This is a genomic window from Streptomyces sp. NPDC001770 (assembly GCF_053596135.1).
The window spans coordinates 248,361-273,157 of sequence record NZ_JBSFFN010000003.1; the positions used below are offsets into that span (position 1 = coordinate 248,361).

Consider the following 24,797-nt stretch of genomic DNA (forward strand, 5'->3'; position numbering starts at 1 on the left):
GGCGAAGTCACGGGTGGCGTCTCTCAGGGGTGTGGCCGAGGCCGGACGAGCCGTCGGCCGCACCGGTCGGCCCGGCGCCCCGGGAGCGCTTCGGAAAGAGCCTCCGGAGTCCCGGGTCTCGCAACCTCACAGCCCCGGCAGGGTGTCCTGCTCGGCCTCCCGGCGCCGGGCCCGGGTGTCAGGGCCCGCGGGGTGGAGTTTCGCGTCGCAGGTGGGGCCGAGACCGCTCCGGCGGGAGCCCCTGCCGGTGAGCGGGCGTCCGCAGAGGCGACAGCGGACGAGGGGGCGTTCCGGACCGCCGTCCCGTACGGCGTCCTGGCCGGCGGCGGCCGGTGAAGGACCGGGGAAAAGCTCGGGTGACTCCATGGAGCGCGATTCTTCCAGGAGCCGGTGACAGCCGGACCGGCCGCGCGGTGCCGCTCCCCCGCCCACGCCCGGGGTCGTACTGCCCCGCCGGCGGCATCCCCCGGCGGCCGGATTGCCGACGAAGGCGCGTACGGCCTTACTGGAGAGGTCCCGCGCGGAGAACGGCGCGGGCCCGGCCGCGCGGGACGAACCCCGCGGGCCACGGAGTGAGAGGTACGCGATGGACCTGATCCACGTCCGCGCGGTGAGCCCGCCCGGCCTGACCGACCGGGTCGTCGCGCTGCTGGCCGACGATCCGTGCGTCCTCAATCTGATCGTGCAGCCGGGGGCGGCCCGGAACCCGGACGGCGACGCGATCGCCTGCGACGTGCTGACCGGGGGCGCCAACGAGGTGCTGCGGGAGCTGCGGGAGATCCGTCTGGACCAGCTCGGCTCCATCGTCGTCGAACCGGTGGACATGGCGTTCTCGGGGCGGGCCGAGGCGGGTGGGCGCGAGGAGCTGGGCCCGCTCGCGCGGGCCCCGGTCTGGGAGCAGGTGGAGGCGCGCATCCGCGCGGAGGCCCGTTATCCGCCGAGCTTCTATCTGTACATGGTCGTCGCCGGTCTGATCGGCTCGGTGGGCATCGTCACCAACTCGCAGATCCTGATCGTGGGAGCGATGGTCGTCGGCCCCGAGTACGGCGCGATCGTCAGCATCGCCCTGGGCATCGACCGGGGCGACCGGGTCACGGTGCGAAGAGGGCTGAAGGCGCTCGGCGCGGGGCTGCTGCTGACCGTGGTGGTCACCTTCCTCTTCAGCCTGGTGATCCGGGGCTTCGGCTTCCAGTCGAAGGCCTTCGAGGCGGGGCTGCGTCCGGTGTCCGACCTGATCAACACTCCCAACTTCTTCTCGGTGGCGGTGGCGACGCTGGCGGGCGTCGTCGGCATCGTGTCGCTCACCGAGGCCCGGACGAGCGCGCTGCTCGGGGTGTTCATCTCGGTCACGACCATTCCGGCCGCTGCCGCCATCGCCGTCTCCGTCGCCTTCACCAGCTGGCAGGAGGCGTGGGGGTCGCTGGTCCAGCTCCTGGTGAACATCGTGGTCCTGGTCCTCGTCGGTACGGGCACCCTGCGGTGCCAGCGGGCGATCTGGAGGCGGGTCGCCCGGAGGCGCGAGGGCCCCGTCGGGGAGGCGGGGCACGGCTGACCGCCCGCGTCCCCTGTGAGACCCGCGCGCCTCGGGCGTGCCGGACCACACGCTGCCGGGGATCATCGAAGGGACTCGGCGAAGGGACTCGCGAAGGCATTCGTCGAAGTCGAGGGGGGCGCGTCACCACCTCACACCTCGGGGAGAGTCAGGAGAGCCTTCATGCCCCAGGACCGCCGCCCAGCGCCGCGCACCAGACCTCGTGCCACCCCCGCCGAGCGGGCCGCCTCGGGCAAGGCCGTGCGCCGCAGGGTCCCCCGGTCGGCCCACGCGGCCTTCGAGCCCTCCGCACGCCGGTTCGATCCGTTGACGGTCCTGGAGACCCAGTCGGCGGCGCGTGTGCCGGAGCTGGTCCCCCTCCGGTACGGGCGGATGACCGAGTCGCCGTTCCGCTTCTACCGGGGCGCCGCCGCGATCATGGCGGCGGACCTGGCCGGTACGCCGGACTCCGGGATCACGGCGCAGCTGTGCGGTGACGCGCATCTGCTGAACTTCCGGCTGCTGGCCTCGCCGGAGCGCGATCTCGTCTTCGACATCAACGACTTCGACGAGACGCTGCCCGGCCCGTGGGAGTGGGACGTGAAGCGGCTCGCGGCCAGTCTCGTCATCGCCGCGCGGGCGAACGGGTTCTCGGACCGTGAGCGCGCGCACCTCGTACGGGCGTCCGTGCGGTCGTACCGGGAGTCGATGGTCCGGTTCGCCACGATGCGCAATCTGGAGGTCTGGTACGCGAAGATCGACGAGGCGCGGTTGCGGGCCGTCGCGACGACGCAGCTGGCCGAGCGCGGGCGCAAGAACCTCGACCGCGCCCTGCTGAAGGCCCGTACCCGGGACAGCCGGCAGGTCCTCGCGAAGCTCACCGAGTGGTCCGGGGGCCGGCGTCGGATCCTGTCGGACCCGCCTCTGGTCGTACCGCTCACGGAGCTGGTGCCGGAGGCGGAGGCCGTGGAGACCGAGGAGCAGTTCCGGATCCTCCTGCGGCGGTACGGCCGCAGCCTGCCGTCCGACCGCCGGGCACTGCTCTCCGGTTTCCGGCTGGCGGACGTGGCGCGCAAGGTGGTCGGTGTGGGAAGCGTCGGTACGCGCTGCTGGATCCTGCTCCTGCTGGGCCGGGACGACGACGATCCGCTCTTCCTCCAGGCCAAGGAGGCCGACACCTCGGTGCTCGCCGACCACGTCGGGACGAGCCGCTACCGCAACCAGGGCGAACGTGTCGTGGCGGGGCAGCGGCTGATGCAGGCGACGAGCGACATCTTCCTCGGCTGGGAGCGGGCGGAGGGGTTCGACGGCCGGCGCCGGGACTTCTACATCCGTCAGCTGCGCGACTGGAAGGGGATCGCGGAGCCGGAACGGATGGTGCCCAAGGGGATGACGCTGTTCGGCGAGGTCTGCGGGGCGACCCTGGCCCGTGCCCACGCCAGGTCGGGCGACCGGATCGCCATCGCGGGGTACCTCGGGCGGAGCGACGCCTTCGACCGGGCCCTCGGCGAGTTCGCCGAGACGTACGCGGACCGCAACGAGCGGGACCACGCGGCACTCGTCGCGGCGGTGCGCGCCGGGCGGCTGCCCGCCGCGGACCCCTCGGACACCCGGTGAAACGCGGGGGTGCGCCCCGGCGGCCCTGACCGGCCGCCGGGGCGCACCCACGGGCTCCTCAGGGGGTTCGCTCGGTACGGGCGCACAGAGCCCAGATGACGAAGATGTTGATGGCGATGAGGATGATCGACCAGAACGGGTAGTACGGCAGCCAGAGGAAGTTGGCGAGCGCACCCAGGCCTGCCAGCACCACACCGATGAGCCGGGCCCACAGCGCGCCGGTGAACAGGGCGCATCCGGCCAGGACGATGACGATGCCCAGGATGAGGTGGATCCAGCCCCAGCCCGTGAGGTCCCACTGGAAGATGTAGTTGCGGGTGGTGACGAACACGTCGTCCTTGGCGATGGCGGCGATGCCTTCGAAGATCGCCATCGCTCCGCCGAAGATCATCAGAACGCCCGCGAACGCGGTCCATCCGGACTGGAACGCGGTGGTCTTCCCGGTGGTTCTGGCCATGGTCGGCCTCCTTGCGGTACCCGAAGCCCCTGAGCGGCCCGAGCGGCGGACCGGCGACGGTGCCCTCCTGTAAGCCTGGCACGCCGTCACCCGATCGGCATACGGACGACATAAGGGGCACGAGGACGTGTCTTGTGCTCTCATTTCCGGGATAAGATCCCTGATATGAGAGACGATGGCGAGGCGGAGTCCGTGGACCGCCGACTGGCCGCACGGCTCACCTCCCTCCGGGCCGAGCACGGCTGGTCCCTGGACGAGCTGTCCGGCCTGACCGGCCTGAGCAGGTCCACCCTGTCGCGGGTGGAGCGCGGCGAGCTGAGCCCGACCGCGGCGTCGCTGGGCCGGCTGTGCGCCGCGTACGGGTGGACGATGTCGCGCCTGCTGATGGAGGTCGAGGCGGAGCCGCCCCTCCTCGTGCCTTCCGGGTCCCAGCAGGTCTGGTACGACGCGTCCGTCGGCTTCACCCGCCGGTCGGTGTCGCCACCGCACCCGGGGCTGCGCGGCGAGATCGTCGAGGGCACCCTCGATCCGGGCGCGACGATCTCCTACGAGACCCCTCCGGTCCCCGGCATGGAACATCACCTGTGGGTACGGGAAGGGGTGGCCGGGATCACCGTCGACGGGACCACGCACACCCTGGGCACCGGCGACTGCCTGCGGTTCCGGCTGCGCGGCCCCTCCCGATTCCACTGCCCGGGGCCGGAACGGACCCGTTATGTCCTGATGATCGTGATGCCGTGAAAGGAACTCTTCCCATGACCGAGATCGTCCCCGTATCCAGCCCCGAACTCGTCACGTACGCGGACGAGTTGGCAGCCCTCCTGGTGGACACCGTGGACGGCGGCGCGTCGGTCGGCTTCCTCGTCCCGCTCGACCGCGGCGACGCGGCCGACTGGTGGCGGGAGCGCGCGCGGGCCGTGGAGGAGGGCCGGCTGCGGGTCTGGATCGCCCGGGACGGCGAACGGGTGGCGGGCACCGTCAGCCTCGTGCCCGCCACGCTGCCGAACGCCCGCCACCGCGCCGAGGTCGCCAAGCTGATGGTCCGCCCGTCCGGCCGGGGGCGCGGGCTGGGCCGGGCGCTGCTGACCGCCGTGGACGAGTGGGCCGCCTCGGCGGGTCTTTCGCTGCTGGTGCTGGACACCGAGACCGGGAGCGCGGCCGAGCGGCTCTACCGGGCGGCGGGCTGGACGGAGTGCGGCTCGGTGCCGGGGTACGCGCAGGACGCGGCCGGGACGCTCAAGGCCACGACCTATTACTACAAGGTCCCCGGGAAGCCCGAGGCGGGCGCGGGCCCTGACGGGGCCGGGGCCACAATGGGCGGCGACGCCTCCTGACCGGGCGGCACACTGACGCGAGGAGATACCGATGACGCTGCACGACATCCCCCTGCACACCCTGACCGGCGAGCCGACGACCCTGGGCGCCTGGAGCGGCAAGGCGGTGCTGCTGGTGAACGTCGCGTCCAAGTGCGGCCTCACGCCGCAGTACGAGGGCCTGGAGCGCCTCCAGAACACCTACGGCGAGCGGGGCTTCACCGTCCTGGGTGTGCCGTGCAACCAGTTCGCCGGGCAGGAACCGGGCACCGCCGAGGAGATCCAGACCTTCTGCTCGACGAACTACGGGGTCAGCTTCCCGCTGCTGGCGAAGACCGACGTCAACGGCGACGGTCGGCACCCGCTCTACGCGGAGCTGACGAAGCTGGCGGACGCCGACGGCGAGGCCGGCGACGTCCAGTGGAACTTCGAGAAGTTCCTGATCTCCCCCGCCGGCGAGCCGGTCGCCCGCATCCGTCCGCGCACCGAGCCGGAGGCGCCGGAGGTCGTGGCCGCCATCGAGGCGCAGCTGCCCGCCTGACGGCCGCTGCCCGCTTACGCGGCCGGGGCGCCCGGGGGCAGGTACCCCGGGCGCCCCGGCCGTTCGGTGTGTCAGCGGATCGGCATGCCGGAGAGGGTGCGGGCGATCACCAGGCGCTGGATCTCGCTGGTGCCCTCGAAGATGGTGTAGATCGCCGCGTCCCGGTGCATCCGCTCCACCGGGTACTCGCGGGTGAAGCCGTTGCCGCCGAGGATCTGTACGGCCTGGGCGGTGACCTGCTTCGCGGTCTCGCTGGCGTAGAGCTTCGACATCGAGCCCTCGGCGGAGGTGAAGGGCTTGTTGGTGGTGGCCATCCAGGAGGCGCGCCAGACCAGCAGCCGGGCCGCGTCGATCCGGGTACGCATGTCGGCGAGCTGGAAGGCGATGCCCTGGTTGTCGATGATCGGGCGGCCGAACTGGGTGCGCGTCCTGGCGTAGTCGAGGGCGACCTCGTAGGCGGCGCGGGCGGTGCCGACCGCCATGGCTCCGACGGCCGGGCGGGAGGCCTCGAAGGTGGCCATCGCGGCGTTCTTCACCCGCTCGCCGCCGGACTTCGCCCGCTCGCGGGCGCGGGCGAGACGCTCGTCGAGCTTCTCCTTGCCGCCGAGGAGGCAGTGCCCGGGGATGCGGACGTCCTCCAGGACCACCTCGGCGGTGTGGGAGGCCCGGATGCCGTGCTTCTTGAACTTCTGCCCCTGGGAGAGACCCGGGGTGTTCGGCGGCACGATGAAGGAGGCGTGGCCCTTCGAGCCGAGTTCGGCGTCGACGACGGCCACCACGACGTGGACGTTGGCGATGCCGCCGTTGGTCGCCCAGGTCTTGGTGCCGTTGAGCACCCACTCGTCCTTGGCCGCGTCGTAGACGGCCCGGGTGCGCATCGAGGCGACGTCGGAGCCTGCGTCGGGTTCGGACGAGCAGAAGGCGGCGAGCTTGACGTCGTCGGCGTCGCCGTACATCTGCGGGATCCAGGTGCCGATCTGCTCCTCGGTGCCGTTGGCGAGCACGCCCACGGCCGCCAGGCCCGTACCGACGATCGACAGGGCGATGCCCGCGTCGCCCCAGAAGAGCTCCTCCATCGCCACCGGGATGCCGAGGCCGGTGGGATCGAAGAACTGCTGGGCGTAGAAGTCGAGCGAGTAGATGCCGACCTTGGCGGCCTCCTGGATGACGGGCCAGGGGGTCTCCTCACGCTCGTCCCACTCCGACGCCGCCGGCCGGATCACATCGGCGGCGAAACCGTGGAGCCAGTCGCGTACCTGCTTCTGGTCGTCGTTGAGCTCAAGCGTGAACTCTGCCATGTTCCCCTCCATGTACTGCCCGACATTGCGTTACTTACGGTAACAGCAGTCTGTTACCGGCAAGTAGCCGCTGTCAACCGCCCCCGGACCGATCGACGCCCTGTCGGAGCGGGGTGTTACGTTTCCCGGGCGCGCTCAAAGCGCCAGGCCAGAGGTGTCAGGGGTGGGGAAAGGGCGACAGATGGAGACCGCACGACAGGCCGATCGGCAGCGGACGGCGGCCGAGCAGCGGCGCCGGGAACTGCTGGAGGCAGCCGACCGGGTGGTACTCAGGGACGGCCCCAGGGCCTCCATGAACGCCATCGCCGCCGAGGCGGGCATCACCAAGCCGATCCTCTACCGCCACTTCGGCGACAAGGGCGGCCTCTACCGCGCCCTCGCACAGCGCCACACCGACGCCCTGCTCAGCAACCTGCGCGCGGCGCTCGACGCCCCTGCCGAACGCCGCCGGCGGGTGGAGAACACCCTCGACACCTACCTCGCGGCCATCGAGACCCGTCCGCAGGTCTACCGCTTCCTCATGCACCCGTCGGACGACACCCCCGCACCCGAGCAGGGGTTCGACACGGGCCGGCACTCCGTGCCCCTGCTGCGGCGCCTGGGCGAGGAGCTCGGCCGGGTCATCGCGGAACGGGTGGACCTCGGCGCCGACGGCGAGGAGACGGCCCGGATCTGGGGACACGGCATCGTCGGGATGATGCACGCGGCGGGCGACTGGTGGCTCGGCGACCGGCCCGTCCCGCGCGAACGGCTGGTGCGCAGCCTCGCCGACCTGCTCTGGGGCCGGCTGGCCGAGGTCGGCGACCGGCCGGGCGCACCCGGCTTCTGAGGGCCACGCGGCGGCCGCGGTCACCTCGGCGCCGTGGACTCAGCCCCGGGCCGCCCAGGGGGCCCGGCGTGCCTTGCGCAGCGCCCGCGCCCGGCGCAGTCCGGTCAGCCGGTCGGTGTAGACGGTGCCGTCCAGGTGGTCGCATTCGTGCTGGAGACAGCGTGCGAACCAACCCGTACCGGTGATCTCCACCTCGTCGCCGGTGACGTCGCGCCCGCGCACCACCGCCTGGTCGAAGCGCGGGGTGCCGGCCTCGATGCCCGGCAGCGACAGGCACCCCTCCGGGCCGCGTACGGTGATGCCGTCCGCCTCCACCAGCCGGGGGTTGACCACGTGGCCGAGGTGGCGGACGTCGTCGTCGTCCGGGCAGTCGTATACGAACACCCGGAGCGGCACACCGATCTGGTTGGCGGCGAGGCCGACCCCGCGGGCCGCGTACATGGTGGCGAACATGTCCTCCACCAGCCGGGCGAGGGAAGGGCCGAAATCGGTGACGTCCTCGCAGGCGCGGTGGAGGACGGGATCGCCGAGAGTGCTCACGGTACGAATGATTCCGGAACTGCCGGGGATCGGGCGGTTTCGCATGGCCGTAAGGGTACGGTCCGCCTTGACCGCCCCGTTCCGTGGTGCCGCGGTGCGGCCGTCGCTCCGGACATCGATAGGCTGGGCATGGACCGATGCAAGGAGGATCTAGGACGATGGCAGGCAACACGGAGCCGTTGTCGCCGCGGGCCAAGCTGGCCGTGACGGCGGGCAAGGCCGCGGCGGCGGTGTCACGCGCGGCGGGGCGTGGCAGCGGATCGGTGATCGGCGGCCGGGTGGCGCTCAAGCTCGACCCCGACCTGCTGGGGCGGCTGGCGCAGCACCTGGACGTGATCCTCGTGTCGGCGACGAACGGCAAGACGACCACCACCCGGCTGATCGCCGAGGCGCTGCGGGCCGCCGGGCCCGTGGTCTCGAACGCGCTCGGCGCGAACATGCCCGCGGGCATCACCTCGGCGCTGGCCGGCGGATCGGACGCCCGGTTCGGCGTGATCGAGGTCGACGAGAAGTACCTCGCCGGAGTGGCGCGCGACACGACGCCCAAGGCGATCGCGCTGCTCAACCTCTCCCGCGACCAGCTCGACCGCGCCGCGGAGACCCGCATGCTGGCGGAGCACTGGCGCGAGGGGCTGGCGGGCTCGAAGGCCGTCATCATCGCCAACGCGGACGACCCGCTGATCGTCTGGGCGGCCTCGTCCTCCCAGAACGTCGTATGGGTGGCGGCCGGCCAGGCATGGAAGGACGACGCCTGGTCCTGCCCCTCCTGCGGCGGCGTGATGCAGCGCCCCGGGGACGACTGGTTCTGCGGCCAGTGCGGCTTCCGCCGTCCGGCGCCGAGCTGGGCGCTCAACGGCGACTACGTGCTCGACCCGCACGGCTCCGCGTGGCCGATCCACCTCCAGCTGCCCGGTCGCGCGAACAAGGCGAACGCGACCTCGTCGGCCGCCGTGGCGGCCGTCTTCGGCGTGCCCCCGCAGGTGGCCCTCGAGCGGATGTACCAGGTGCAGGCCGTGGCGGGCCGCTACGACGTGGTCTCGTTCCACAACCGCGACCTGCGGCTGCTGCTGGCGAAGAACCCGGCCGGCTGGCTGGAGACGTTCTCGCTCATCGACCCGCCGCCGACGCCGGTGATCCTCTCCGTGAACGCGCGCGGCGCGGACGGCACGGACACCTCGTGGCTGTGGGACGTCGACTACACGCAGCTGTCCGGTCACCCGATCTTCGTGCTCGGGGACCGCAAGATGGACCTCGCCGTCCGGCTCGAAGTGGCCGGTCTGGACTTCCGTGTCTGCGAGACCCTGGACGAGGCCGTCCAGCTGGCTCCGCCCGGCCGCATCGAGGTCATCGCCAACTACACCGCCTTCCAGGATCTGCGCCGTCGTGTCGGCAACTGATCCCCGCCAGGGCCTCCGGAGAGGACGAAGCATGAGCAACAACGGTCTGCGTCTGGTCTGGGTCTATCCCGACCTCCTCAGCACCTACGGCGACCAGGGCAACGCCCTCGTCGTCGAGCGGCGGGCACGGCAGCGCGGTCTCGACGTCCAGCGGGTCGACGTACGCAGCGACCAGCCGATCCCCACGTCCGGTGACATCTACCTCATCGGCGGCGGCGAGGACCGGCCGCAGCGGCTGGCGGCGGAGCGGCTGCGCCGCGACGGCGGGCTGAGCCGGGCCGCGTCGAACGGCGCGATCATCTTCTCGGTCTGCGCGGGTTACCAGATCCTGGGCCACGAGTTCATCAACGACCTCGGGGAGCGGGAGCCCGGGCTCGGGCTGCTCGACGTGGTGACGACCCGCGGCGAGGGCGCGCGGTGCGTCGGTGACGTCCTGGGCGACATCGACCCGAACCTCGGTCTGCCGCCGCTCACCGGTTTCGAGAACCACCAGGGCGTCACCCATCTCGGTCCTACGGCGCGTCCGTTCGCCCGGGTCCGGGTGGGCCGCGGCAACGGCACCGGGGACGGTACCGAAGGCGCGTACAGCGACACCGTGTTCGGGACGTACATGCACGGTCCGGTGCTGGCGCGCAATCCGCTGATCGCCGATCTGCTGCTGAAGCTGGCCCTCGACGTCAACGCGCTGCCGCCGGTGAACGACCACTGGTACGAGGCGCTGAGGTCGGAGCGGATCGCCGCGACGACTCAGCCGGTCTGATGTATCCGCCTTGTTTCACCTGAGGTGTGCGCCGCGTTTCGCCTGAGGCGATTCCGGCTCAACTGAGCGGAGTCCAGCAGGCGGACAGTGGGTTCGGTCCCGCCACCCTGCGCCGGTAGGGTGGCGGGTATTCAGCCGGACGACGCGGTCCGGTCGTCGGCCCACGTTGCAAAGGTTCCTCGGGCAATGCGCATTGGTGTCCTCACGTCCGGCGGCGACTGCCCCGGCCTCAACGCAGTCATCCGCTCCGTCGTGCACCGGGCGGTTGTCGACCACGGCGACGAGGTCATCGGCTTCCACGACGGCTGGCGCGGTCTGCTGGAGTGCGACTACCGCAAGCTCGACCTGGACGCGGTCGGCGGCATCCTGGCCCTCGGCGGCACGATCCTCGGGTCGTCCCGGGTCCAGCCCGCGCACCTGCGCGGTGGCGTGGAGCGCGCCAAGGGGCACGTCGCCGACCTGGGTCTGGACGCGATCATCCCGATCGGCGGCGAGGGCACGCTGAAGGCGGCCAACCTCCTCTCCGAGGCGGGGCTGCCGATCGTCGGCGTACCGAAGACCATCGACAACGACATCGCCTCCACCGACGTCACCTTCGGCTTCGACACCGCGGTGGGTGTGGCCACCGACGCGCTGGACCGGCTGAAGACGACCGCCGAATCGCACCAGCGGGTGCTGATCGTCGAGGTCATGGGCCGTCACACCGGCTGGATCGCCCTGCACTCGGGCATGGCGGCCGGGGCGCACGCCATCGTGGTGCCGGAACGCCCGTTCCACATCGACGAGCTGACCAGAGTCGTCGGGGAGCGCTTCTCGGCCGGCAAGAAGTTCGCCATCGTGGTGGTCGCCGAGGGCGCCAAGCCGCAGGACGGCACGATGGACTTCGCCACCGGTTCCCAGGACATCTACGGGCACGAGCGTTTCGCGGGGATAGCGTCCCAGCTCTCGGTCGAACTGGAGCAGCGCCTCGGCAAGGAGGCCCGCCCGGTCATTCTCGGCCACGTGCAGCGCGGTGGTACCCCGACGGCGTACGACCGTGTGCTGGCCACCCGGTTCGGCTGGCACGCGGTGGAGGCCGCGCACCGCGGCGAGTTCGGCATGATGACGGCGCTGCAGGGCACGGACATCAGGATGGTGCCGCTGACCTCGGCGGTGGAGACCCTCAAGACCGTTCCGGCGGAGCGGTACGCCGAGGTGGAGTGCGTCCTCTGACGTCCCCCTGACCCCGCTCACGCCTTCCGCGAGGAGCGGCCACGACACCCCCGGGACTGCCCCCGGCCGCGAGTGCGGTCGGGGGCAGTCCTAGTCTGGACCGGACAACCGGCACGAATCGGGGACGTCCCCCAGCAGGAGTGAACAGATGGATCACGGCGGGCACGGCATGAACATGGATCTGCCGCCGTTCACACTGGGCCGCGGGCTCGGGTTCTCGGCGGACCCGTTCTTCCTGGTCGGATGCCTCGCGGCCTTGGCCCTGTACGGCTGGGCCGTGGTGCGGCTGCGGCGGCGCGGGGACGAGTGGCCGGTCAACCGGATCGTCTTCTTCGTCGTGGGGGTGCTCAGCATCGCCCTCGTGATGTGCACCCGGCTGAACGACTACGGCATGGTCATGTTCAGCGTGCACATGATCCAGCACATGGTGATCAGCATGCTCTCGCCGATCCTGTTGCTGCTCGGCGCGCCGGTGACCCTCGCACTGCGGGCGCTGCCGGTGGCGCGGCGGCGGGGCGGCAAGGGCCCGCGCGAGCTGCTGCTGATGCTGTTGCACAGCCGCTACATGAAGATCATCACGCATCCGGTCTTCACCATTCCGCTGTTCATCGCGAGCCTCTACGCCCTGTACTTCACTCCGCTCTTCGACTTCCTCATGGGATCGAAGCCGGGGCATCTGGCGATGATGGTGCACTTCCTCGCGGTCGGGCTCGTCTTCTTCTGGCCGATCATGGGGATCGACCCCGGGCCGCACCGGCCCGGGTACGTCATGCGGATGCTGGAGCTGTTCGCGGGGATGCCGTTCCACGCGTTCTTCGGTATCGCGCTGATGATGGCGTCCCAGCCGATGGTGGAGTCGTACAAGCACCCTCCGGCCTCGCTGGGCGTCGACGCGCTGAGCGACCAGAGCTGGGCGGGCGGTATCGCCTGGGCGTTCAGCGAGGTGCCGTCCGTGCTGGTGCTGATCGCGCTGGTCTTCCAGTGGTACCGCTCAGACCAGCGGCTCGCGAAGCGTGAGGACCGGGCGGCGGACCGGGACGGCGACCAGGAGCTGGCGGCGTACAACGCGTATCTCGCCTCTTTGCAGACGCGCGGACGGTAGCGCGGCACCCGCTCGCGGGGCGACCATGGAGTCAACGGCCGCGCGGCCGACGAGGAGTGCGCGCATGTCCGGATCGACGAAGTCCATGGGAGTCATCACCGTCGCGGCCCTGGTGGCGGTGACGGCGTACACGGTGGCGCTGGGGAGCAGCGGCTGGCTCTGGTTCGGCTGGGTGGTGCTGGGGCTGTGCACGCTCGGCATGCTCGCCGTCAAGGACGCCTGACGGAGGCGGGCGGAGCGACCGTGTTCGCGGGTCCGGCCGGCCCCGGGTGTCCCGCCCGCGCACCCGGGGCTCACGGCGTCGCACGGCTTACACTGACGGGCCCGTACCCCCTGGCGGGTGTCCGGTACGAAGCAGCCCGAGGCCGATCCGGCAGAACGAGGTTCACCCTCCGTGTTCTACTACGTACTGAAGTACGCCGTGCTCGGCCCGCTGCTGCGGCTGCTCTTCCGGCCCCGCATCGAGGGTCTCGACCACATCCCCGCAGAGGGGGCCGCGATCGTCGCGGGCAATCACCTGTCCTTCTCGGACCACTTTCTGATGCCGGCCATGCTGAAGCGCCGCATCACCTTCCTGGCGAAGGCCGAGTACTTCACCGGCCCCGGGATCAAGGGGAAGCTGACGGCGGCCTTCTTCCACAGCATCGGCCAGATCCCGGTGGACCGGTCGGGCAAGGAGGCGGGTGCGGCTGCCATCCGTGAGGGGCTCGGGGTCCTCGCCAAGGGGGAGCTGCTCGGCATCTACCCGGAGGGCACCCGCTCGCACGACGGGCGTCTCTACAAGGGCAAGGTCGGGGTCGCGGTGATGGCGATCAGAGCGGGGGTTCCGGTGATCCCCTGCGCGATGGTCGGTACCTTCGAGATCCAGCCGCCCGGGCAGAAGGTGCCCAGCATCCGGCGGGTCACGATCCGTTTCGGTGAGCCGCTGGACTTCTCCCGGTACGCCGGGATGGACGGCCAGAAGGCCGCGATCCGGGCGGTCACGGACGAGATCATGTACGCGATCCTGAGTCTGTCCGGGCAGGAGTACGTGGACGAGTACGCGGCGAAGGTGAAGGCCGCCGGTGCCGCCCCGACGCGGAAGAAGCCGCCTCGCGCGGAGTCCTGACCGTCTGAACGCCGGTGGCGAAATCGGCCACCGGCGAAACGCACTGCCGGACCGCGGCCGCACCTTCTAACGTCCCTTCCGTGAACACGCACAGGCATGCATGGGTCCTCGGGGCGACCGGTCAGATCGGACGGGCCGCCGTGACAGCGCTGCTCGGAGACGGCTGGCGGGTGACCGCGGTCTCGCTCCGCGGCGGCCGCGACGCGGCGTGGCCCGACGACGTCCGCACGGTGGCACTCGACCGCGACGTCGATGGCGCGCTGGCCGCTGTCCTCGGGGACGACTGCGACGTCCTGGTCGACATGGTGGGTTTCGGCGGTGCGCACGCCCGCCAGCTCACCGCGCTGACCGGCCGCATCGGGTCGGCGGTGGTCGTCTCCAGCGGCGCGGTCTACACGGACGGGAAGGGACGCGGCTTCGACACGGCGGGCGAGCCCGGTGGGGACCCCCGCTACCCGGTGCCGATACCCGAAGCCTGGACCACGGTCCAGCCGGGCGACTCGACGTACGCGACGCGCAAGATCCTGCTGGAGCGCGAGGTGCTGTCGGCGGGCGAGGCGCTTCCGGTGACGGTGCTGCGGGCCGGCGCCGTCCATGGCCCCGGCTGCCGGACACCGCGCGAGCTGTACTTCGTCAAGCGGCTTCTGGACGGCCGGCGCCGACGGGTGCTCGCGTACGGAGGCAGCAGCGTCTTCCATCCCGCGCACACCTCCAACGTGGCGGAACTGATCCGGCTCGCCGCTCTGCGGCCGGGGTCGAGGGTGCTCAACGCGGCGGACCCCGAGGCTCCGACGGTGGCGGAGATCGGCGAGCTGATCGACGCGGTGCTGGGCCTGGAGACGGAGACACTACTGCTCCCGGGGCCGCCCGGCGGGGATCACGTCGGGGACACCCCGTGGACGATCCGGCACCCGGTGGTCTACGACATGACGGCGGCGGAGCGGGAGCTCGGCTACCGGCCGGTCACCACCTACGCCGACGCGCTGCCGGGGAGTGTCGAGTGGCTGTCCTCGCGGCTGTCCGGGCGGGAGTGGACGGATGCCTTCCCGAAGATGCTCCGGAGTTACGGCCCCGCTCTCTTCGACTACGCGGCGGAGGACGCCCTGCTGGAACGTCACGACGCGCGATGAGATGACCGGAGCGGCCCGCCGGGGGGGGGTGCGGGCGACCGGAATCGCGTCCGGCCCCCGCACCCTGTTCTGCCGGTGGCCGGTTACGGCACGGGCGTGGCGTGCGGGCCGCACGTCACGTCGTGCCGGTCGGTGCGGCCGGTGAGCAGGTAGGTGTCCACCCGCTGGTTGATGCAGGTGTTCAGGAGGCCGGTGACCCCGTGCGATCCGGCGTCCTTCTCGGTGATCAGCCGGGAGCCCTTGAACCGCTGGTGCAGCTCGACCGCTCCCTCGTACGGGGTGGCGGCGTCACGCGTGGACTGCACGATGAGGACGGGCGGGAGGCCCTTGCCCGTCTTCACCTCCAGCGGGGTCTGCCGCTTGGTCGGCCAGGTGGCGCAGGGAAGGTTCATCCATGCGTTGGCCCAGGTCAGGAACGGGTAGTCACGGTGCAGCCGGGTGTTGTCCCGGTCCCAGGTGCGCCAGCTGGTCGGCCACTGCGCGTCCGCGCACTCGACCGCCGTGTAGACGGCGTTGCTGTTCTCGGTGGCGATGTTGCCCGCGGTGTCGCTCAGGTCGGGGGCGATGGCGTCGACGAGCGCCTGGGTGTCGCCGGCCAGGTAGTCGCTCCAGGTCTGTGCCACGGGTGCCCAGGAGGAGTCGTAGTACGGCGCGCTCTGGAAGAAGCCGATGAGTTCGGCGGGGCCGACGACGCCGCCGATGGGGTTCTTCTTGGCGGCGGCGCGCAGGGTGAGCCAGGCCTGCTCGACCTTCTGCGGGGTGTCGCCGATGTGGTAGACGTCGTCGTGGCGGGCGACCCAGGCCTGCCAGTCCTCCCAGCGGTTCTCGAAGGCGACGTCCTGGTTGAGGTTGGCCTCGTACCAGATGTTGCTCTGCTCCGGGTCGACGACGCTGTCCACGATCATGCGGCGCAGGTGTCCCGGGAAGAGCGTGCCGTAGATCGCTCCCAGGTAGGTGCCGTAGGAGACGCCCAGGTAGTTCAGCTTCTTCTCGCCGAGTGCCGCCCGGATCACGTCCAGGTCGCGCGCGGTGTTGAGGGTGGTCATCTGCGGCAGCAGGTCGCCGCTGCGCTCGGCGCAGCCGGCGGCGTACTCGGCGGCGATCTTGCGCTGGGCCAGCTTGTCGGCCTCGGTGTCGGGGACCGGGTCGGCCTTGGGGACCTTGACGTACTCCTGCGGGTCGGCGCAGGAGATGGGGGCGGAGTGGCCCACACCGCGCGGTTCGAATCCGACGAAGTCGTACGCGGCGGCGACCTTGGTCCAGATCGGGTTCTTGTTGGTGATCCGGGTCGGGAAGCGCAGGCCGGAGCCGCCGGGGCCGCCGGGGTTGTAGACGAGGGCGCCCTGGCGCTCGGCGGCCGTCCCGGTGCTCACGTGGCGGTCGACGGCGAGCTTGATCTGCTTGCCGTACGGCTTCGTGTAGTCGAGTGGGACGGTCACCCAGCCGCACTGGATGGGCTTGGGGAGCGCGTAGTCGGCGGGACAGTCCGCCCAGTCGATGCCCGTGCGCGCGGCGCGGTCCGCGGCGATCGCGGCACCACGCGCCTCGGCCGCGCCGGCGTGCCGGTTGTCCGCTCCGGCGGCCGGTGCGGCCGTCATGCCCGCTATGAGCGTCCCCGCGATCAGAGTGCCGGCCGCGCCGAGCACTGCAGTGCGTCTCAAGTGGAACCTCCCCCATGGGTGTCGCGCCGCGTGGAGCGGCGCGGATCTACGGTTTCCCGTGGATCATTTCCCCTGTGAGGTTCCTGAGAACAGGGCGGAGCGCCCTTTCTTTGCCGAACCGATAACCGGTAACTGCTGTACTGCTCAGCGAACTTGGCTCGTTTTGCCGTTGAATCAGCTCATTGCGGGGGCTGTTGAGTCGTCGGTTACGAGCACCAGGGCCCTGTCCAGGACCGCGCGCAGCAGGCGCGCGTCGGCGGCGACTGCCGTGACCAGTGCGGCGGGACCGGCCAGCGGGGTCAGGACGGCGGTGGGGCCGAGAAGGCGGGGCTCCACCGGCTTCTCCTCGAACTCCGGTCTCACGATGAGGAGTTGTCCGACGGCCCGGTGGCCGCCCAGAACGGCGGGCCCGTCCCACCCCCCGGCGGCGCCGGGGCCGTAGGAGAGCTCCTGGTCGAGCAGCGGGCGCCCGCCGCGCCGCACGGTGAGGCGGGTGGCCAGGGCGCCGGCTGGTTCGCCGTGGCGGCCGAGGACCTGCTCCTCCCGGAGTACCAGCCTGGCGGTGGGGGCGAGGTGGACGGTGGTGGCCATCCGCAGGTCGCTGCCCCGGGCGGAGATCAGCTGCTCCGGGAGCCAGTGCAGCTCGGCCTCCTCGCCCACGGTCAGCCGGACGTCGTAGTGGGCGGGGCCCGGGCCGGGGAGCGCGACGGTGGCGGCGGCGGAGCCGACGGTGAGCCGGACCCCGTCCCCGGCCTCCACCTCGACGGCGAGGCGGTCGCCGCCGAGGGGCGCGCTCATGGCGCCGACGACCGTGACCCCCGCGTACGGGGCGGGGGCCCGGGTCCGGCGGAGCGCGAGGGGGCCGTCACTCTCCAGCACCGGCAGCACGGTGGCCCCCCGCCCGTCCGCGACGGCGCGGACGCGGGCGGTGGCGGTGACGCTCACGAGGACCAGGCGGCGAGCTGCGACCGCACCCAGCCGGCCACCGGGGCGACTCCGTCGGCGGAGGTCAGCGAGGTGAAGACGACGGGCAGTTCACCGCGCCGCTCGGCGGCGTCCTCGGCCATCCGGTCCAGGTCGGAACCGACGTACGGGGCGAGGTCGGTCTTGTTGACGACGAGCAGGTCGGCGGTGGTCACGCCGGGGCCGCCCTTGCGCGGGATGTCGTCGCCGCCGGCCACGTCGATGACGAACACCTGGGCGTCGACGAGCCCCTTGGAGAAGGTGGCGGTGAGGTTGTCGCCGCCCGACTCGACCAGGATGAGGTCGAGCGGGCCGACGCTGTCCTCCAGGTCCTCGACCGCTTCGAGGTTGGCGGAGATGTCGTCGCGGATGGCGGTGTGCGGGCAGGCGCCGGTTTCGACGGCCTGGATGCGCTCGGGCGGGAGGACCGCGTTGCGGAGCAGGAACTCCGCGTCCTCGCGGGTGTAGATGTCGTTGGTGACCACGGCGATGGAGAACTGGTCGCGCAGGGTCCGGCAGAGGGCGGCGACGGTGGCGGTCTTGCCGGAACCGACCGGTCCGCCCAGTCCGATGCGCAGGGCGCGGCGCGTGCCGTCAGGCCGTGCGGCGTCCGCGCCGACAGCGGCGGGTCCGTCGTGCGAGTGGTCGAGATGCATGGTGCGGCTCCTTGGAGGACGTGGGTTGCGGGCGCGTGGGTTGCCGGTGCGTCACGAGGCGAAGAGGCGGACCGGCCACGTGGCGTGGGTCTCGGCGGCGATGTCGAGCAGCGGGGCCGAGGCGGCGGGCAGGGCGTCGATGCCCTGCCGGGCGGCCGCGGTGGCCTGTTCGGCGACGCGGTCGAGTTCGGGGGCGAGCCGGGCGAGGACGGCGGTGGCCTCGAAGGGGTCGAGCGAGAGGAGCCGGACGACGGCGGTGGCGGACCCGCCGACCGCTTCGTACGCGGCGCAGTGCGCGGCGTCCTCGGGCGTCAGCCCGGCCGAGGCCGCGGTGAGTCCGAGGACGACGGGCTGGTGGGCGCCGCGCGGCCGGGCGGCCGCGAGCGCGTCCAGCTCGGGGCTCGGCCAGGTGGACCTGGCCGCCCTCATCAACTGGCGCCCGAGCTTGCGGGCGGTGGCCCGCAGGGCGGGCGAGGGTGTACGGGCGTCCGCCGCCTCGTCGAGCGCGAGCGGGTCGTGGCCCAGGGCCGCCGCCGCGGCGAGCGCGGCGGCGGTGAGCCCGGTGGTGTGCAGACGGCCCCGGCAGAAGGCGGCGAGGTCGCCCGCGTCGCGGACGCGTCCCGCCGTGACGGCCGGTTCGGCCCCGCCGGAGTGGGCGTGGCCTCCGGCGGGGAACCGGCCGTCGGCGAGGACGAGCAGGGCTGCGCGTGACATGGGTGCCGCCCGATCAGAAGAGGAAGTAGCGCTGGGCCATGGGCAGTTCCCTGGCCGGTGCGGGTTCGACGAGGTCCCCGTCGATCGTCACGGCGAAGCTGTCCGGGTCGACCTGGACGCGGGGCAGCGCGTCGTTCTCCCGCATGTCGGCCTTGGTGACGCCGCGGGTGCTGGTGATCGGCACGAACCGCTTGCCGAGGCCGAGGCGTTCGGGCAGCCTGTCCTCGATCGCCGCCGCCGAGACGAAGTTGAAGGAGTTCGAGGCGGGCGCCCGGCCGAGTGCGCCGAACATCGGCCTCGGCAGGACCGGCTGGGGTGTCGGGATGGACGCGTTCGCGTCGCCCATCTGCGCGTACGCGATCTGGCCGCCCTTGATGACCAGTTGGGGCTTCACCCCGAAGAACGCCGGGTCCCAGAGGACGAGGTCGGCGAGTTTGCCGGTCTCGACCGAGCCGATCTCACGGTCGAGCCCTTGCGCCACCGCCGGGTTGATCGTGTATTTGGCGACATAGCGACGCACCCGGTGGTTGTCGGCCGCGCCGTCGCCGGGAAGTGCGCCCCGGCGCGCCTTCATGACGTGGGCGGTCTGCCAGGTGCGCAGGACGACCTCGCCGATCCGCCCCATGGCCTGGGAGTCGGAGGAGATGATCGAGATGGCCCCGAGGTCGTGCAGGATGTCCTCGGCGGCGATGGTGGAGGGCCGGATACGGGACTCGGCGAACGCGAGGTCCTCGGGGACCGCCGGGTTGAGGTGGTGGCAGACCATCAGCATGTCGAGGTGTTCCTCGATGGTGTTGACGGTGTGCGGGCGGGTCGGGTTGGTGGAGCTCGGCAGGACGTACGGCTCGGAGACGACGGTGATGATGTCGGGCGCGTGCCCGCCGCCGGCCCCTTCGGTGTGGTACGCGTGGATCGTACGGCCCGCGATGGCTGCGAGAGTGTCCGCCACGAAACCGGCCTCGTTGAGGGTGTCCGTGTGGATGGCGAGCTGGGCGCCGCTCTCCTCGCAGACCCGCAGGCAGGCGTCGATGACGGCGGGCGTCGCCCCCCAGTCCTCGTGGATCTTGAACCCGAGGGCACCGCCGCGCAGTTGGGCCCGCATGGCCTCGTGGGACATGGTGTTGCCCTTGCCGAGGAGCCCGATGTTGACGGGGTACCCCTCCAGCGCCTCGAACATCCGGGCGAGGTGCCAGGAGCCGGGGGTGACGGTGGTCGCCTTGGTGCCCTCGGCCGGTCCGGTTCCGCCGCCGACGAGGGTGGTGATCCCGGAGGACAGCGCCTGGTCGACGAGGGTCGGCGAGATGAAGTGGACGTGCGCGTCGATGGCGCCCGCCGTAAGGATCTTGCCGTTCCCCGCGATGATCTCGGTCTCGGGCCCGATGACGAGGTCGGGGTGGACCCCGTCCATGGTGTCGGGGTTTCCGGCCTTGCCGATGCCGGTGATGCGCCCGTCGCGGATGCCGACGTCCGCCTTGACGATCCCCCAGTGGTCGATGACGACCACACCGGTGATGACCGTGTCGGGGGCGCCCTCGGCGCGGGTGGTGCGGGCCTGTCCCATGGACTCCCGGATCACCTTGCCGCCGCCGAACACCGCCTCGTCGCCGGCCCGCCCGGGGCCGCCCGAACGGTCCTCCTCGATCTCCACGAGCAGGGAGGTGTCGGCGAGCCGGATGCGGTCGCCGGTGGTGGGGCCGAACAGGTCGGCGTAGACGGCACGGTCGAGTTCAGCCATCGAGGGCACCTCCGGTTTCGCCGCGCAGGCCGGGGACGACGCGGGCGCCCGCGAGCGGGACGAGTTCGACGTCCATGGGAATGCCGGGCTCGAAGCGCACGGCCGTCCCGGCGGCGATGTTCAGCCGCAGGCCGTGGGCGGCCCCCCGGTCGAAGTCGAGGCCGGGATTGGCCTCGGCGAAGTGATAGTGGGAGCCGACCTGGACGGGCCGGTCGGCCGCGTTGAGGACGGTGATACGGGTGACGGGGCGGCCCTCGTTGATCGGTACGGGCCCGTCCGCGTACAGGATCTCTCCGGGAATCACGGAGCCCCCTCAGACGATCGGTTCGTGGACGGTGACGAGCTTGGTGCCGTCCGGGAAGGTGGCCTCGACCTGGACGTCGTGGATCATCTCCGGGATGCCGTCCATGACGTCGGCGCGGGTGAGCACCTTCCGTCCGGACGCCATGAGTTCGGCGACGGTCCGCCCGTCGCGCGCGCCCTCCAGGATGTGTGACGTGATCAGCGCGACCGCCTCCGGGTGGTTCAGCCGGAGCCCGCGGGCCCGGCGCCTCTCGGCGACGTCGGCGGCCACATGGATGAGCAGGCGTTCCTGCTCGTGCGGGGTGAGTTGCACGCTTCCACCTCATCGTCTCGCCCAATACCTGCTCCGGACGGAGTGGAACCCTGATCGACGACGACGGTTCGTCGATCGCCGGGACGGGCGCACAGGCCGGACACCGCACGTTAGGACGGAAGTTTTTCCATCGCGTTAACTGGGCCTGTCACATGCCGACACCGTCCGGTACGGCGGTACGGCTCCGGCGGGCACGCCCGCCCCCGGAAAGGTACCGCCGAGCCGCCCTCATGCCCCTCGCCTCGTATACGGCGCGCACCGCCACCGGGCGCGCCCCGGGCGCACCTGGGCGCCCACATGGTCCGACAAGCACACGGGTAGTAATCCAGCAGCCCGCCCTTCCCGGACCGGTGCGGAGGGCTGCCGCCGGAAGCCGGACCGCGTCGCCGCTGACGTCGGCCGTGACCTCGTCCTCGACGCCGGAGCCGCGCGCGCTCACCGCCCGTCCGACCACGTGCACCGCACCACGTACCCGCCCGCCGCGCCCCACGAGGTGAAGCCGTCATGCCGCCCCCGGAGTTGCCACCACTGCCCGCCCTGACCCGCGCGGAGGCGGAGTTCATCGACCGCTATCTGGCCGTCCTCGACCAGGTGGGCCGGATCAACCCCGCCCGGGGCAGCGACACCTACGCGGCGCTGCGGGCGGCCCAGGCGCTGGCCTCGCACGCGGCGGCGCTGCGGGACGCCGTTGCGCTGATGCACGAGCGCGGCGAGGACCGGATCCACGCGGCCACGCTGGCCCGGGCGCTGCGGGCCCTGGACGGGGAGCGGCGGGCGCGGCGGGTCGTCGTACCGCCCGAGAACGGGAGTTGACGGCATCGCGCCGCATCGGGACGACGGGGCACCACGGGCGCCGCTCGCCCCGCCCCTGCCCACCGCGGTCCCGGCCCGCTCGTGTCCCTAGGGTTCTGAACATGAATCGCTCCTCCGTGCCCCTCCAGCCCGTCACCCGGCTCGTCGGCGGGGACATCTGCGCCTACGACCTGGCTGCCGCCACCCGGGGTGCTCTGTCGCCCGCGGTGGTCTTCCGGCCGTCCGCCGGGGACGACGTCGTCGACCACACCGCACCCGCCGCCCTCGACCGCGTCTACTACACGACGCTGAACGCGGCCGTCTGCGTGACGGCCGGCGGGGTCGAGGTGTGGCGCTCGGAGTTCGCGCCGGAGTCGGACACGCGCTACGGGCACCAGCCGGGCTGTGCGCTCTCGTCCGACGGACTCACGGTCTGGGTCTACCGGCCCGATGCCATGGCAGGCCGCGACCGCTCGGACCAGTGGGTCGCCCTCGACGCCGCAACCGGAGCGGTCCTCGCGCAGGCGGATCTGGACACGGTCGGACACGGCGGGATCCAGCTCGTGCACCGGGCGGGCGACGAGATCCTCCTCGATGTGGGCGAGGGGCAGGACGGCTCGGTCGTCTACCGCGCGTCCAGGTCCGGTGAGCGGATGCACCTCTTCCGCTACCCCTGGGACGACAGGGTGCTCGTCGACCTGTCGCCGGACGGACGGCACTTCATGACGGTCGATCACGGTCAGGGCGACATGGCGGTCCACACGTACCCGGACGGCGAGGTGACGTTCACCCTCTCCGTCGACGTTTTCGGGCATGATCCGGACAAGTTCTACATGGAATGGAGCGGCGGCTACCTGGACCCGGACACCGTCGTAGTCACCGTCGTCGGTGAGACCGAGGACATGGAGGAATGGTTCCGCCACACCCGCGTCGACGCGCGGTCCGGCGAGGTCCGAGGCGTATTCGACACCCACGGCGCGAACCCTTACGACATCCAGCCCCTCGGTGACGGGTCATGGCTCACCGCCGGCCCGGAAGGCCACCCGATCCGCTGGGGCAACTCGTAAAAACACACCCCGGGTACGGTCCGACGCGCCCGGCGCGCCCGGGGTGCGGGCCGGGCCGACCGCACGGGCTCGAAGGGGCGGGCCGGAACCGTTCTCCGTTTCCGGCGACACGCCCGTGATGAATGTCTTATTTTCCGCCCGTTCGGCGCAGGGTTTCGGCCCGCCGCACCTCCCTCCCGATGTGCGCTCCCCGGCGTTCTCCCCATTCCCCAAGTGCCGCACCCCGCAGCCTCGGTGAAGCCTCCCTGAGTGCACGCCCCCGGCCGCGCGGGACGCTCCCCCACTCTCCCGGCGCAACGTCGGCCGACCGTAGTCACTTCCTCTGCCACCTGGAAAATCCCGCGCGGCCTGGGTCAAGATCCGTGGGACGACAAGCCCCCGCCACCCTGACGGGGCGGTCCGCGCGGACGCCGAGTCCTGCCGCCGCGCGGATGACGGGTCGACAGGAGTGGATCGGCAGGAGTGGAGGACCCGAGCACAACGGGTCGACCGGGCAACCGGCCGTCCCTCGGGGTGAAGCCGCGACGCGCGGCCGGGCGACTTCGCCAGCCCGAACCCGACAGGTCATCTTTCACAGGCGGCTGACGAAGGGTTGCGCATGACTGCGCAGGTTCATGTCCCGTCTCTGCTCACCCGGGCCGGTACGGCCTCGGTCCTCACTCTGGCCCTCAGCTCGACCATGCTGGCCCCCGGCCTGGTGTCCGACGCCGAGGCCGCCGCCCAGTCGACGAAGGCGCTCCGGGTCGCCGCGTCCAAGAAGGGCGCCCCCTACCAGTGGGGCGCCACCGGCCCCCGGCGGTTCGACTGCTCCGGGCTGACGCTCTACTCGTTCAAGCGGGTCGGCAAGAAGCTGCCCCGTACGGCGCAGCAGCAGTACAACAAAACGCGCCACATCGCTTCCTCGCAGCGCAGGAGGGGCGACCTGGTCTTCTTCCACAGCGGTCGCAGCGTCTACCACGTGGGCATCTACGCCGGAAACGGCAAGATCTGGCACTCCCCGAAGACCGGCGCCGTGGTAAGGCTGGAGCGGATCTGGACGAAGCGGGTCTGGTACGGACGAGTGCGCTGACGCCCCGGGCCCGTACCGCAGGCGTACGGCGCCCGGCCCGGACGCGACGACACGCGACGGCCCCGCCGGGTCGCACGGTCGCCCCGCCCGGGCCGGGCGCGACGTCAGCTCCGCACCGGTACGGACCAGGGCAGGACGACCCACACGGTCTTGCCGCCGTCCTCGGTCGGGGTGACGCCGAACCGTCCGCCGCACTCCCCGGCGAGGATCCGGATGATCGCCAGGCCCCGCCCGTTGTCCCGCTGCACGGCCGGGGGGAGCCTTCTGGGCCAGCGGGGGTGGCTGTCCGTCACCTCCAGCCGCAGTTCCTCGTCACGGTCGAGCACCAGCCGCACCGTGAACGCAGGCGACTGGCCCAGTGTGTGCAGGACCGCGTTGGTCGCGAGCTCCGAGACGATCAGCAGGATCGTCCCGGCGTCCTCCGTGTCGTCGTGCATGCCCCACTCCGCGAGTACGCGGGCCACGTGTCTGCGGGCCGCGGACACCGACACCGGATCGCTCGGCAGGGTGACATGTGCTTCCTGATGATCCGCCATGGCGACGCCGTCCCTTTCCGCCCGGCCGACCCCTATCGGCCCGGATTGTGCCTGGCGCCAGAGTGCCACCGCAGGGCCCTGCAGAGACACGATCTGCCGAGATATGCATATATCTATCGCTCAATGCGGTGAACTCCGGCTCACCGCAGCTCG

28 protein-coding genes are annotated in these 24,797 nt (G+C 71.7%); 16 read left to right on the forward strand and 12 right to left on the reverse strand.

The features are described from left to right. Window positions 1–126: 126 nt before the first annotated feature. Window positions 127–366 (reverse strand): DUF6011 domain-containing protein, encoded by a 240-nt coding sequence (locus tag ACWCSV_RS04745; protein ID WP_451138500.1) that lies wholly within the window; start codon window positions 364–366, stop codon window positions 127–129. 220 nt (window positions 367–586) lie between these two features. Here ACWCSV_RS04745 and ACWCSV_RS04750 point away from each other — a divergent pair, with 220 nt between their 5' ends. Continuing rightward, window positions 587–1,552: a DUF389 domain-containing protein gene (locus ACWCSV_RS04750; RefSeq protein ID WP_451138502.1), complete on the forward strand. Its 966-nt coding sequence runs from the start codon at window positions 587–589 to the stop codon at window positions 1,550–1,552. A 162-nt stretch (window positions 1,553–1,714) separates the two neighbouring features. Further along, entirely contained in the window at window positions 1,715–3,148 is a 1,434-nt protein-coding gene (locus ACWCSV_RS04755) for a DUF2252 domain-containing protein (RefSeq protein ID WP_451138504.1), read from the forward strand. A gap of 58 nt (window positions 3,149–3,206) precedes the next feature. Here ACWCSV_RS04755 and ACWCSV_RS04760 read toward each other — a convergent pair whose 3' ends face one another. Continuing rightward, complete coding sequence (locus ACWCSV_RS04760) at window positions 3,207–3,605, reverse strand: DUF7144 family membrane protein (protein WP_451138506.1); 399 nt, start codon at window positions 3,603–3,605, stop codon at window positions 3,207–3,209. A 165-nt stretch (window positions 3,606–3,770) separates the two neighbouring features. On the opposite strand from ACWCSV_RS04760, the gene ACWCSV_RS04765 reads away from it, so the two are divergent. The 3 genes from ACWCSV_RS04765 to ACWCSV_RS04775 are packed head-to-tail and all read left to right on the forward strand — an operon-like array spanning window position 3,771 to window position 5,459. Continuing rightward, window positions 3,771–4,346 carry a helix-turn-helix domain-containing protein gene (locus ACWCSV_RS04765; protein ID WP_451138508.1) on the forward strand — a complete coding sequence of 192 codons (576 nt, stop codon included), beginning with the start codon at window positions 3,771–3,773 and terminating at the stop codon, window positions 4,344–4,346. A 14-nt stretch (window positions 4,347–4,360) separates the two neighbouring features. Further along, window positions 4,361–4,939 carry an N-acetyltransferase family protein gene (locus tag ACWCSV_RS04770; RefSeq protein WP_451138510.1) on the forward strand — a complete coding sequence of 193 codons (579 nt, stop codon included), beginning with the start codon at window positions 4,361–4,363 and terminating at the stop codon, window positions 4,937–4,939. 31 nt (window positions 4,940–4,970) lie between these two features. Continuing rightward, the gene (locus ACWCSV_RS04775) at window positions 4,971–5,459 is read left to right on the forward strand and encodes a glutathione peroxidase (RefSeq protein ID WP_327174409.1); all 489 of its coding nucleotides are present in this window, start codon (window positions 4,971–4,973) and stop codon (window positions 5,457–5,459) included. A gap of 71 nt (window positions 5,460–5,530) precedes the next feature. On the opposite strand, the gene ACWCSV_RS04780 is transcribed toward ACWCSV_RS04775, so the two are convergent. Beyond that, a complete protein-coding gene (locus tag ACWCSV_RS04780; RefSeq protein WP_390964688.1) occupies window positions 5,531–6,757 on the reverse strand; it encodes an acyl-CoA dehydrogenase family protein in 1,227 nt (408 codons plus the stop codon). A gap of 181 nt (window positions 6,758–6,938) precedes the next feature. Between ACWCSV_RS04780 and ACWCSV_RS04785 the strand changes: the two genes are divergently transcribed. Then, window positions 6,939–7,586, forward strand: coding sequence for a TetR family transcriptional regulator (locus ACWCSV_RS04785; protein WP_451138512.1), 648 nt, complete (start codon window positions 6,939–6,941; stop codon window positions 7,584–7,586). 39 nt (window positions 7,587–7,625) lie between these two features. Here ACWCSV_RS04785 and def read toward each other — a convergent pair whose 3' ends face one another. After that, window positions 7,626–8,171, reverse strand: a complete 546-nt coding sequence (gene def / locus ACWCSV_RS04790) for a peptide deformylase (protein ID WP_451138514.1) — start codon at window positions 8,169–8,171, stop codon at window positions 7,626–7,628. 113 nt (window positions 8,172–8,284) lie between these two features. Between def and ACWCSV_RS04795 the strand changes: the two genes are divergently transcribed. The 7 genes from ACWCSV_RS04795 (at window position 8,285) to ACWCSV_RS04825 (ending at window position 14,835) form a co-directional block, all read left to right on the forward strand. Continuing rightward, entirely contained in the window at window positions 8,285–9,523 is a 1,239-nt protein-coding gene (locus ACWCSV_RS04795) for a MurT ligase domain-containing protein (protein ID WP_327174413.1), read from the forward strand. 31 nt (window positions 9,524–9,554) lie between these two features. After that, on the forward strand, window positions 9,555–10,283 hold the full coding sequence (locus ACWCSV_RS04800) for a type 1 glutamine amidotransferase (RefSeq protein ID WP_451138517.1): 729 nt from the start codon (window positions 9,555–9,557) through the stop codon (window positions 10,281–10,283). Between the two features lie 186 nt (window positions 10,284–10,469). Continuing rightward, the gene (locus tag ACWCSV_RS04805; RefSeq protein WP_450775511.1) at window positions 10,470–11,495 is read left to right on the forward strand and encodes a 6-phosphofructokinase; all 1,026 of its coding nucleotides are present in this window, start codon (window positions 10,470–10,472) and stop codon (window positions 11,493–11,495) included. 148 nt (window positions 11,496–11,643) lie between these two features. After that, window positions 11,644–12,597, forward strand: a complete 954-nt coding sequence (locus tag ACWCSV_RS04810) for a cytochrome c oxidase assembly protein (RefSeq protein WP_451138519.1) — start codon at window positions 11,644–11,646, stop codon at window positions 12,595–12,597. Between the two features lie 64 nt (window positions 12,598–12,661). After that, window positions 12,662–12,820, forward strand: a complete 159-nt coding sequence (locus ACWCSV_RS04815) for a hypothetical protein (RefSeq protein ID WP_451138521.1) — start codon at window positions 12,662–12,664, stop codon at window positions 12,818–12,820. Window positions 12,821–12,991: 171 nt separating this feature from the next. Then, window positions 12,992–13,705: a lysophospholipid acyltransferase family protein gene (locus ACWCSV_RS04820; protein ID WP_451138523.1), complete on the forward strand. Its 714-nt coding sequence runs from the start codon at window positions 12,992–12,994 to the stop codon at window positions 13,703–13,705. Between the two features lie 80 nt (window positions 13,706–13,785). Then, complete coding sequence (locus ACWCSV_RS04825) at window positions 13,786–14,835, forward strand: NAD-dependent epimerase/dehydratase family protein (RefSeq protein WP_451138525.1); 1,050 nt, start codon at window positions 13,786–13,788, stop codon at window positions 14,833–14,835. 83 nt (window positions 14,836–14,918) lie between these two features. Here ACWCSV_RS04825 and ACWCSV_RS04830 read toward each other — a convergent pair whose 3' ends face one another. From ACWCSV_RS04830 to ACWCSV_RS04860, 7 genes are all read right to left on the reverse strand, one after another. After that, on the reverse strand, window positions 14,919–16,496 hold the full coding sequence (locus tag ACWCSV_RS04830; protein WP_451138527.1) for an alpha/beta hydrolase: 1,578 nt from the start codon (window positions 16,494–16,496) through the stop codon (window positions 14,919–14,921). 174 nt (window positions 16,497–16,670) lie between these two features. After that, window positions 16,671–17,441, reverse strand: a complete 771-nt coding sequence (locus ACWCSV_RS04835; RefSeq protein ID WP_451138529.1) for an urease accessory protein UreD — start codon at window positions 17,439–17,441, stop codon at window positions 16,671–16,673. After that, entirely contained in the window at window positions 17,438–18,115 is a 678-nt protein-coding gene (ureG, locus tag ACWCSV_RS04840; RefSeq protein ID WP_451138531.1) for an urease accessory protein UreG, read from the reverse strand. The genes ACWCSV_RS04835 and ureG overlap by 4 nt, the downstream gene beginning before the upstream one ends. A 51-nt stretch (window positions 18,116–18,166) precedes the next feature. Then, window positions 18,167–18,829, reverse strand: coding sequence for an urease accessory protein UreF (locus ACWCSV_RS04845; RefSeq protein ID WP_451138533.1), 663 nt, complete (start codon window positions 18,827–18,829; stop codon window positions 18,167–18,169). 13 nt (window positions 18,830–18,842) lie between these two features. Next, window positions 18,843–20,564 carry an urease subunit alpha gene (locus ACWCSV_RS04850; RefSeq protein ID WP_451138535.1) on the reverse strand — a complete coding sequence of 574 codons (1,722 nt, stop codon included), beginning with the start codon at window positions 20,562–20,564 and terminating at the stop codon, window positions 18,843–18,845. Then, window positions 20,557–20,868: an urease subunit beta gene (locus tag ACWCSV_RS04855; RefSeq protein WP_327174424.1), complete on the reverse strand. Its 312-nt coding sequence runs from the start codon at window positions 20,866–20,868 to the stop codon at window positions 20,557–20,559. Before ACWCSV_RS04855 ends, ACWCSV_RS04850 begins: the two co-directional genes overlap by 8 nt. Before the next feature lie 9 nt (window positions 20,869–20,877). Next, on the reverse strand, window positions 20,878–21,180 hold the full coding sequence (locus tag ACWCSV_RS04860; RefSeq protein WP_451138538.1) for an urease subunit gamma: 303 nt from the start codon (window positions 21,178–21,180) through the stop codon (window positions 20,878–20,880). Between the two features lie 504 nt (window positions 21,181–21,684). On the opposite strand from ACWCSV_RS04860, the gene ACWCSV_RS04865 reads away from it, so the two are divergent. From ACWCSV_RS04865 to ACWCSV_RS04875, 3 genes are all read left to right on the forward strand, one after another. Beyond that, complete coding sequence (locus ACWCSV_RS04865) at window positions 21,685–21,993, forward strand: hypothetical protein (RefSeq protein WP_451138540.1); 309 nt, start codon at window positions 21,685–21,687, stop codon at window positions 21,991–21,993. Window positions 21,994–22,094: 101 nt separating this feature from the next. Next, a complete protein-coding gene (locus ACWCSV_RS04870) occupies window positions 22,095–23,039 on the forward strand; it encodes a hypothetical protein (protein WP_451138542.1) in 945 nt (314 codons plus the stop codon). A gap of 598 nt (window positions 23,040–23,637) precedes the next feature. Beyond that, window positions 23,638–24,108: a C40 family peptidase gene (locus ACWCSV_RS04875; protein ID WP_451138544.1), complete on the forward strand. Its 471-nt coding sequence runs from the start codon at window positions 23,638–23,640 to the stop codon at window positions 24,106–24,108. 104 nt (window positions 24,109–24,212) lie between these two features. On the opposite strand, the gene ACWCSV_RS04880 is transcribed toward ACWCSV_RS04875, so the two are convergent. Continuing rightward, entirely contained in the window at window positions 24,213–24,644 is a 432-nt protein-coding gene (locus ACWCSV_RS04880; RefSeq protein WP_451138546.1) for an ATP-binding protein, read from the reverse strand. Window positions 24,645–24,797: the final 153 nt, after the last annotated feature.

Coding starts and splice junctions, on each gene's coding strand:
- ACWCSV_RS04880 (WP_451138546.1), bottom strand. CDS start 24,644: ATGGCGGATCATCAGGAAGCACATGTCACCCTGCCGAGCGATCCGGTG.
- ACWCSV_RS04785 (WP_451138512.1), top strand. CDS start 6,939: ATGGAGACCGCACGACAGGCCGATCGGCAGCGGACGGCGGCCGAGCAG.
- ACWCSV_RS04760 (WP_451138506.1), bottom strand. CDS start 3,605: ATGGCCAGAACCACCGGGAAGACCACCGCGTTCCAGTCCGGATGGACC.
- ACWCSV_RS04865 (WP_451138540.1), top strand. CDS start 21,685: ATGCCGCCCCCGGAGTTGCCACCACTGCCCGCCCTGACCCGCGCGGAG.
- ureG (WP_451138531.1), bottom strand. CDS start 18,115: ATGCATCTCGACCACTCGCACGACGGACCCGCCGCTGTCGGCGCGGAC.
- ACWCSV_RS04775 (WP_327174409.1), top strand. CDS start 4,971: ATGACGCTGCACGACATCCCCCTGCACACCCTGACCGGCGAGCCGACG.
- ACWCSV_RS04845 (WP_451138533.1), bottom strand. CDS start 18,829: ATGTCACGCGCAGCCCTGCTCGTCCTCGCCGACGGCCGGTTCCCCGCC.
- ACWCSV_RS04815 (WP_451138521.1), top strand. CDS start 12,662: ATGTCCGGATCGACGAAGTCCATGGGAGTCATCACCGTCGCGGCCCTG.
- ACWCSV_RS04875 (WP_451138544.1), top strand. CDS start 23,638: ATGACTGCGCAGGTTCATGTCCCGTCTCTGCTCACCCGGGCCGGTACG.
- ACWCSV_RS04745 (WP_451138500.1), bottom strand. CDS start 366: ATGGAGTCACCCGAGCTTTTCCCCGGTCCTTCACCGGCCGCCGCCGGC.
- ACWCSV_RS04770 (WP_451138510.1), top strand. CDS start 4,361: ATGACCGAGATCGTCCCCGTATCCAGCCCCGAACTCGTCACGTACGCG.
- ACWCSV_RS04765 (WP_451138508.1), top strand. CDS start 3,771: ATGAGAGACGATGGCGAGGCGGAGTCCGTGGACCGCCGACTGGCCGCA.
- ACWCSV_RS04800 (WP_451138517.1), top strand. CDS start 9,555: ATGAGCAACAACGGTCTGCGTCTGGTCTGGGTCTATCCCGACCTCCTC.
- ACWCSV_RS04870 (WP_451138542.1), top strand. CDS start 22,095: ATGAATCGCTCCTCCGTGCCCCTCCAGCCCGTCACCCGGCTCGTCGGC.
- ACWCSV_RS04805 (WP_450775511.1), top strand. CDS start 10,470: ATGCGCATTGGTGTCCTCACGTCCGGCGGCGACTGCCCCGGCCTCAAC.
- def (WP_451138514.1), bottom strand. CDS start 8,171: ATGCGAAACCGCCCGATCCCCGGCAGTTCCGGAATCATTCGTACCGTG.
- ACWCSV_RS04810 (WP_451138519.1), top strand. CDS start 11,644: ATGGATCACGGCGGGCACGGCATGAACATGGATCTGCCGCCGTTCACA.
- ACWCSV_RS04795 (WP_327174413.1), top strand. CDS start 8,285: ATGGCAGGCAACACGGAGCCGTTGTCGCCGCGGGCCAAGCTGGCCGTG.
- ACWCSV_RS04755 (WP_451138504.1), top strand. CDS start 1,715: ATGCCCCAGGACCGCCGCCCAGCGCCGCGCACCAGACCTCGTGCCACC.
- ACWCSV_RS04850 (WP_451138535.1), bottom strand. CDS start 20,564: ATGGCTGAACTCGACCGTGCCGTCTACGCCGACCTGTTCGGCCCCACC.
- ACWCSV_RS04750 (WP_451138502.1), top strand. CDS start 587: ATGGACCTGATCCACGTCCGCGCGGTGAGCCCGCCCGGCCTGACCGAC.
- ACWCSV_RS04780 (WP_390964688.1), bottom strand. CDS start 6,757: ATGGCAGAGTTCACGCTTGAGCTCAACGACGACCAGAAGCAGGTACGC.